This is a genomic window from Microbacterium sp. (assembly GCF_036277215.1).
GTDB lineage: Bacteria > Actinomycetota > Actinomycetes > Actinomycetales > Microbacteriaceae > Microbacterium.
Map to the genome: position 1 here is coordinate 1 of NZ_DASUNI010000055.1, position 7,832 is coordinate 7,832.

General features: G+C 70.9%; 8 protein-coding genes. 5 read left to right on the forward strand and 3 right to left on the reverse strand.

The window, feature by feature from the left end; translation table 11 throughout:
- From VFX99_RS02645 to VFX99_RS02660, 4 genes are all read left to right on the forward strand, one after another.
- On the forward strand, positions 1–435 hold a 435-nt coding region (locus VFX99_RS02645), incomplete at its 5' end, for a zinc finger domain-containing protein (protein ID WP_329664767.1).
- 85 nt (positions 436–520) lie between these two features.
- Complete coding sequence (locus tag VFX99_RS02650) at positions 521–1,957, forward strand: FAD-dependent oxidoreductase (protein WP_329664768.1); 1,437 nt, start codon at positions 521–523, stop codon at positions 1,955–1,957.
- 262 nt (positions 1,958–2,219) lie between these two features.
- Entirely contained in the window at positions 2,220–2,627 is a 408-nt protein-coding gene (locus tag VFX99_RS02655; protein WP_329664769.1) for a transferase, read from the forward strand.
- A 44-nt stretch (positions 2,628–2,671) separates the two neighbouring features.
- Positions 2,672–3,214 (forward strand): thermonuclease family protein, encoded by a 543-nt coding sequence (locus tag VFX99_RS02660; protein ID WP_329664770.1) that lies wholly within the window; start codon positions 2,672–2,674, stop codon positions 3,212–3,214.
- Positions 3,215–3,291: 77 nt separating this feature from the next.
- Here the strand turns inward: VFX99_RS02660 and VFX99_RS02665 are convergent, their stop codons facing one another.
- Positions 3,292–3,690, reverse strand: a complete 399-nt coding sequence (locus VFX99_RS02665; protein ID WP_329664771.1) for a DUF1304 domain-containing protein — start codon at positions 3,688–3,690, stop codon at positions 3,292–3,294.
- Positions 3,691–3,853: 163 nt separating this feature from the next.
- Here VFX99_RS02665 and VFX99_RS02670 point away from each other — a divergent pair, with 163 nt between their 5' ends.
- The gene (locus tag VFX99_RS02670) at positions 3,854–4,486 is read left to right on the forward strand and encodes a LysR family substrate-binding domain-containing protein (RefSeq protein WP_329664772.1); all 633 of its coding nucleotides are present in this window, start codon (positions 3,854–3,856) and stop codon (positions 4,484–4,486) included.
- 280 nt (positions 4,487–4,766) lie between these two features.
- On the opposite strand, the gene VFX99_RS02675 is transcribed toward VFX99_RS02670, so the two are convergent.
- The gene (locus VFX99_RS02675; RefSeq protein ID WP_329664773.1) at positions 4,767–7,259 is read right to left on the reverse strand and encodes a CHAT domain-containing protein; all 2,493 of its coding nucleotides are present in this window, start codon (positions 7,257–7,259) and stop codon (positions 4,767–4,769) included.
- A gap of 62 nt (positions 7,260–7,321) precedes the next feature.
- Positions 7,322–7,832: S8/S53 family peptidase (locus VFX99_RS02680; protein WP_329664774.1), on the reverse strand; the 511-nt coding region annotated here is incomplete at its 5' end.

The window sequence follows — 7,832 nt, forward strand, 5'->3', positions numbered from 1 at the left end:
GAGGAGGGGCGACTGGTGGACTACCTCGGCCCGGATCCGCTCGGACCCGACTGGGACCCGGGAGAGGCATCCCGGCGCGTGGGGGCGGATTCGCGGGCCGCTCACGTCGCGCTGCTCGATCAGCGCAACGTCGCCGGGTTCGGCAACGTGTACGCGAACGAGATGCTGTTCGTCCGCGGCATCCTGCCGGCAAGGCCTGCGACCGAGGTGGACGCCACTGCGCTCATCGATCTCGGCGCCCGGATGATCCGCGCGAACGCGCACCGTGCGGCCCGCACGTTCACGGGCGAAGACCGTCCGGGTCGCCGCTTCTGGGTGTACGGCCGCGAGGGGAAGCCGTGCCGGCGCTGCGGCGCGACGATCCGAGAGGGCAGCCTCGGCGCCGCTCCGACGAGCGAGCGCAACGTGTTCTGGTGCCCGCGATGCCAGACGTGACCTCACGTCGAGAACCGACCGGAACCCCGGCGGCGGCTCCGTCTCGGCCAAGATGGAGGCAATCAACGACAGGGAAGTGATTTCCGTGGGCACGACCGTCTTCGAGAGACAGCGGCCGGCAGCATCCGTTCTCGAGCGCAGTCTCGATCAGACGCGGCAGAGCGTCTTCTGGCTGGACGACATCCCGGACCAGCCCGATCGGCCATCGGTCCGCGGAGTCCAGGACGTCGACCTGGTGATCGTGGGCGGCGGGTACACCGGCCTGTGGACGGCGCTCCTCGCCCGACGGCGCGATCCGGACGCCCGCATCGCGATCGTCGATGCCCGCACGATCGGGTGGGCGGCGTCGGGACGCAACGGCGGCTTCTGCGAGGCCAGCCTCACCCACGGTCGTGACAACGGGCTGAGCCGCTGGCCCGATGAGATCGACACCCTCGACCGGCTGGGCCGGGAGAACCTCGACGCGATGGGCGCCGACATCGCCGAGTGGGGGATCGATGCGGAATGGGAGCGCGTCGGCGCCCTCGGCGTGGCCACCGAACCTCATCAGCTCGTGTGGCTCGACGAATGGGCTCAGGATGCCGCGGCGCGCGGGGAGCAGGGCGTCGAACGCCTGGACCGCGCGCAGCTCCAGGCCGAGGTCGCCTCGCCCGCCTATCTCGGCGCGGTGTTCGAGGCACACACGAACGCCCTCGTGCACCCCGGCAAGCTGGCGGCGGGTCTCGCGCGCGCGGCCGAGGAGCGCGGCATCCAGATCTTCGAGCACTCGCCGGTCCGTCGCCTCGACACGTCGGTAAACGGCGTCGAGGTCGTGACCCGCGACGGGCGCGTGACCGCGCCTCGCGCGGTGCTCGCGACGAACGTGTTCCCCTCACTGCTGCGCCGGAACGCGTTGATGACCGTGCCCGTCTACGACTACGTGCTCATGACCGAGCCGCTCAGCGACTCGCAGCGTGCGGCGATCGGCTGGAGGGGACGGCAGGGCCTGAGCGACCTGGCGAACCAGTTCCACTACTTCCGCCAGACCGCGGACGGACGGATCCTGTTCGGCGGATACGACGCCGTCTACCACTACGGCGGACGCGTCCGCGCCGAGTACGAGAACCGTCCCGAGTCGTACCGGAGGCTCGCCGGTCACTTCTTCACGATGTTCCCGCAGCTCGAAGGCCTGCGCTTCACCCACCGCTGGGCCGGGGCCATCGACACGTGCTCGCGCTTCTGCGCGTTCTACGGCAGCGCTCGCGACGGCAAGGTCGCGTATGCGGCCGGATTCACGGGGCTGGGCGTTGCCGCGACGCGCTTCGCCGGCGAGGTGATGCTGGACCTGCTCGACGGAACGCCGACCGAGCGCACCTCTCTGCAGATGGTCCAGCAGAAGCCGCTTCCGTTCCCACCCGAGCCCGCCGCGTTCCTGGGGATCAACGCGACCCGCTGGTCGCTGGACCGCGCCGACCATCACGGCGGCCGGCGCAACCTCCTGCTCAAGACGCTCGACGCGCTCGGTCTGGGATTCGACTCGTGACCGGCTGCATCCCGGCCGGCAGAAGCACCGTCTGAACGGTGCGCGCGACGCTGCGGGAGGTGTACCTCGCGCCCTGCGCACGACGCCGCGCGAGACGCCGAAGCGCGTCGCACCCACCGGCCGCTGCGGGAATCCGATCCGGCCTCGACCCCGAATAACTGCTGCCATCGAAGTGCATCCAAAAAGACCGATGCGCGGGAATGAATTGGTGAGAGATCAGGTTATTCCTGTACTCGGCACCAATGGGCCGCAGGAGGGGATCGTGGGTAAGAACTACGTCGACATCGAGAACGACCGTGGCGAGATGCTGCGCTATCGCAAGCACACGAACGGGCGGGGTCTGATCGCGCACGGCGCGAAGGTGCACCCGAGCGCCGTCGTGGAGGCGGGCGCGTATGTCGAGCCGGGTGTTCACATCGCCGCCGGCGCACACGTGGGGCGGGGAGTCTGGGTCGAGGCGGATGCCGTCATCGGTCCCGAGGCCGACATCGCGCCGCACGCCCACATCGGTTCCGGCGCCGCGATCGGCGCGGGAGCCAAGATCGGAGTGCGCACCTACGTCGGCACGGGCGCTCGCATCGCAGTCGGCTCGCTCATCGGCGACGACGAGACGATCGCAGACGGCGAACGCGTCGCCACCGACCGTCGAGGGCTGCGCCTGGCGGCCTGACCCGCCCGAAGATCGGTGTCCGCCCGGCGGCCTAGGCTCGCAGGGTGCGAAGACGGGCTGCGGTCGGCATCCTCTGCCTCGCCGTCGTGGCGGTGGGCATCTGGTGGCTGCTCACCCGAGGCGGGTCCGACGTCGCTGCGCAGACGCTGCCAGGCATCCCGGCGAACGCGTTCGAGATGACGGTCGAGAGCGTGCACGACGGCGATACGCTGCGCGCGCACGTCGCGGTTCCCAACGCGGTCGTGACGGACGCGGAGTCGACGCGAGTCCGACTGATCGGCGTGGACACTCCGGAGATCTCACCCGCACCGGAGTGCTGGGGCGACGAGGCCACTGCGCGGCTGAACGCGATGCTTCCCGCGGGATCGACGGTGTGGGCGGCAGCGGACCGTGACGCGGTCGATCAGTACGGCCGGCATCTGCTGTATGTGTGGACACCGGACGGGCGGTTCGTCAACGCGGAACTCGTCAGGGAAGGAGCTGGGACGGTGATGGTCTTCGCGCCCAACACGCGACACGAAACCCTCCTCCGCTCGCTCGAAGCCGAGGCCTCGGCGGCTGGGCGCGGTCTGTGGGGCGCATGCTGACCGCAGCATCAGGTCCGTCCGCGCCGACGGGGCGTTCAGCAGAGCCGGCACATCCGCCATTCCCGCAGATGCGGCGATCAGGCGAAGAGGAACAGCACGAAGCCGATGAGCGGCAGCGTGCCCTGGATCAGTGCGGCGCGCAGATACCTGCGGCCGCTGGTCACGAGGACCAGGGCAGCGGCGACCATCGAACCGAGGCTGAACAGCACGAGCGCCGAGCCGGCAGCCGACAGCGGCGTGTCCTCGCCGCCCGCCCAGAACAGCACGATCCCGAGGATCGCGCCGATGGCGAGGAACAGGTTGTAGAAGCCCTGGTTGTAGGCCATCGGCTTGACCGCGTCGGCCGCGGCCTGGTCGGGCACGCCGAAGCGCTTCCAGATGCGCGGTTGGCTCCACTGCACGCTCTCCATCACGAAGATGTAGACATGCAGCAGCGCCGCGAGCGCTCCGAACACCGTGGCGATGATCGCGATCATGAGCGAACCCTAGCGGCCCGGCTACGCTGGCGTGATGGCGAAGGGCGGCGGTTCGCGGGGCCGACCGGGCCGACCCGCGAGGTCCGGCGGACCGGCGCGACCGAATCGGGATGCCGCCTCCGCTCGCGGCGCGAAGTCCCCGCCGCCACGATCGACCAGGAAGGTGCCGGCGCCGGCTCCCGAGCCGATCGCCGCTCCGCCGCCTGCGGCTTTCGTGCTCGGTGCGATCCCCGGCGCGACCCCCGGCGGGTGGATCGACGCCTGGCGTGAGCGGATGCCGCAGACGGAACTCGAGCTGCGCACGATTCCCATGGCGATGCAGCGCGACGAGCTGCTCGAGGGTGGGCTGGACGCCGCCATCGTGCGACTGCCCTTCGACAGCGCAGGCCTGCATGTCATTCCGCTCTACGACGAGATCACCGTGGTCGTCGTTCCGGCCGAATCGCACCTGACCGCCGTCGACGAGCTCGTGATCGCCGATCTGGCGGGCGAGGTGGTGATCGTGCCTGCAGATGACGTGCTCGGGCTGGAGGTGCCGGGCGCGGCCGCGGCATCCTTCACCCCGCCCGACGACACCGAGCAGGCGATCGCGACCGTCGCCGCCGGAGTCGGCATCGTGATCGTGCCGATGTCGCTCGCGCGCCTGCATCGCCGCAAGGATGCCGCCTACCGACCGCTGCGCGATGGCCCGATCTCGTCAGTGGCACTGGCCTGGCCGGCCGACCGCACGACGGCCGAAGTGGAGGCGTTCGTCGGTATCGTGCGCGGACGCACGGCCAATTCGTCCCGGAGCTGAACGGCCGCGGATCGAGGGGCGGCGATCGGCGCCTTCCGCGCCAAGGAGGCAGCCGTTCCCCGCAAGTCGAGGCGCCCTCGGGCGAAGTGTCGGGGGATGTCGCGGACCTGAGCCTGACGACACCCCCCGCGGAACAGCCCGGTGAGATCCTCGCGCCCCGATCGCGCCCCATGGATCTCGATGCCCCCAACGGCCGGAACCCCCCGATGCCGGCCCGGTGAGCCGTTCCACAGGGGAAGAGCACGCTCCTGCATCGCTGATACGAAGTCTCCGGAAAGAATCAGAAACCCGAGCCGTGAGCCTGGAACGGCGCGACGATCCCGGTTCGTTCGGCGGCGGCGGCGAGCGCTTCACTCGGCATCTCACCCGCGGCAAGGCCATCGTGCATGGCCGCGAGGAGCTCGCACGCGGCGTCATCGGCGACGATGACGGGTGCTGCGATGACGCAGCGCGCGCCCGCGTGCAGCCAGACCCGCGTCATTCCGACCGCTTCCTCCCCCCAGTGCACGGAGGAGCGGCCGACCTCGCAGGCCGAGAGGACGACGGTAGCCGGAAGAGCGGGGATGAGGTCGATGTCGTAGCCGAAGAGGGCTCCGTCGCTGAGTTCGAGACCGGAGAAGAGGGGATTGTCGGGTGTGTGGCGCCCGTGGGCGGCGACATGCAGGACGTCCACGTGCGCGGCGAGGTCGACGACCGCTCCGACCGAAGCGCTCGCGCCTTCGAGGATCGCGGGATCGAGCCAGGCCGAGGCGGCCCGCTGCACTTCCTCGTCGCCGCGCGCGACGCGCGGGCCGGCAGCGAATCCCGCGGACGTGGGCGGGAGCCAGGAGTCGCTGCGATCGCGCAGCCATCCGGATGCCGATGGCGCGACGGTCAGCACCCGCGCGCGCAGGGCGGGGAGCATCATCCACGGCACCCCGGCGAGCGCGCCCGGCGCGGTGAGCACGATCCGACAGGAGGAACGCAGCAGGTGAGTGACCGGCTCGACCAGGAGCCTGGACAGCGCCGCGAGGCGGTCTTCGAGGGCGGTGCGCACGATCCCCGCCATCGGCCCGGCCCGGACGGTGGCCGATACGTCGAGATCGGAGCGCAGCCCGCTGAGCGCCGCCCGCACCGCCCGCCAATCGAGATGGACGAGCTCGGTGCGGGCGGGCGAGACCACGAGGACGGTGAGGCGAATCCCGTCGAAGACGTACGACAGCAGCACGTCGCTCCCGCCGAGGCCGTCCAGCAACTCGGGCAGCGACGCCCGCGCGCGGACCTCGCCCGCTCCTGTGCGCGACCACTGCCGTTCCCTGGCGCGATCGCGCAGCACGGCCGCGCGAGGATCTGCGAGCCAGTCGCCGCCGGCGGCCGCAGCGCGCAGGACGCGCAGCTCGGCGAGGTCGGCGGCCTGCTCCGGGTCCGGCGGCGGTCGGACGGGAAGGATCGGCTGGCTCATCATGCGGGCACGCTCGGACCAGTCGAAGACGACGTCCGGTCGGCCCGACCGCACCGCCGAGGAGAGGCCCGATTGGATCAGCCCCGAGCCGCGCATGACGGCCGACACCTGCAGGTCGAGGCTGCCCACGGCGCGGCTGGTGCCCTCGAGCTGGTCGAGGCCGCGGGCGGCGTGTCGCCGCGCTTCGGTCTCCCGCTGGCGGGCGGCCGCGTGCGCGGCGCGCACCTCGTGCGCGAGAAGGGCCGTCTCCAGGGGGGTGCTGCTCCCGATTCGCACGGCCGGCATGGCCGTGGCCGGATTCCGCCGGATGCGCGCGAGCGCATCGGTGAGTCGGAGCGCCTCTGCCTCTGAATCGAAGCCGTGGGCCCGGAGCGATTCCACGACCGCGGCGACCTCCGCACCGGTGGGCAGTCGACGGGGAACCCGCACCGGAGCACCCGCCCGGTCGACGCGGCCGACGGCGAGCCGCGCACGGAGCAGGATGGCTTCAGCTCGCACCGACCACCCCGGGCTGCCGACGCTGCGGAAGTGTCGGACGGCGGCCGCTGCCGCACGAGCAGCTCGCTCGGGATCGTGGCTGAGAAGCGATCGCGCGAGGTTGTACTCGGCGGTGGCGCGGTCGCGCGGCGCATGGTGCCGACCGAAGGCCCGCGAGACGCTCTCGAGGCTGCGCTCCGCCTCGGTGACGAGCCCCGCCTCACGCAGCACCTCGGCGCGATCGAGCTCGTTGACGGCCGCCCACAGCTCGGACTCGTCGTCGAGCGGCTCGCGCACGGACTGCATCGTCTGCAGCGCGGCCACCAGGTCGCCCGCGAGCATCATCGTGTAGCCGCGGTTGTGGATCGTGAGATTGACCGCGTCGGCCAGGTCAGCCTCACGGTAGGCCGCCTCAGCGAGTTCGAGATCTGCCATCACGTCGTCCAGGCGCCCTCGTTGCATGTCGACGAGAGTGCGATTCAGTCGCATGTTCGCCTGACGGACCGGAGAGTCGGCCAGACCACGGATGCTCTTGGTCAGCCAACCCGCCGCGTCGTCGAGCAGTCCGCGTTCGAGCGCGAGCGCGCCCAGCTGTCCGTGCAGCTGCGCCACCGCCGCGGGCGACAGCCCCCCGCGCGCGAGTGTGTCCAGGCACAGCTTCTCGCCGCTGTCGACGTCACCGAGCCGGGCGAGCACGTAAGCGGTCGTTCCCGCGATGCGTGCCTGCAGCTCGACATCGCCCTCGCGCGCCGCCTTCGTGGCGGCGGTCGCCAGAGTGCGGCGTGCCTGCGCATAACGACCTCGGTTGGCCTGAAGCACGCCACGCTCGTAGAAGTCCTCCGCGGTCGGGGCCACGTAGCCATGATGGCGTGCCGGGCACCCCCGCGCGACTCTGCCGCGGGCCGCGGATTCGTGGACTACTGGGGCGGCTTCCCGTCCTTGCGAGACTTGTCGATCTTCGTCACCGCAGCGAGTGCACGCACGACGGGATCGTCCGGGCCGGCTTTGGGAAGCTTGCCCAGCATGAGCGGCGCGGTCAGCTCTCGTGCGATCATCGCGGCCACGAACGGCGACGCGAACGACGTGCCGCTCCAGATCGCGAAGCCGCCGGTGTGGTCGTCGGGGTCCAGGCTCTGCCGGCGCCGCTCGTACCGATCGTTTTTCGAACCGGATTGAACCCCGCCTTCGAGGCTCGGGAACACGCTCACGACGGACGTTCCCGGCGCGAAGTGCGTGACCCAGCTGCCGACGTTGCTGTACAGCGCCACTGACGTGTTCTGGGGATTGAGCGCACCCACGGCGAGGTGGCGGGCGAGTTGGTCTTCCTCCTGCAGGTTGAGCGCAGGATCGCCGCCCTTCCACAGTGCCGCGGGGAACGTCGGCCGGTCGGTCGCGTCATTGCCGGCCGAGCAGACGATCACGCACTTC

What these genes read in the sequence shown, in the direction of transcription:
- VFX99_RS02665 (WP_329664771.1), bottom strand. Translation starts at nt 3,690, where the DNA reads ATGATCGCGATCATCGCCACGGTGTTCGGAGCGCTCGCGGCGCTGCTG.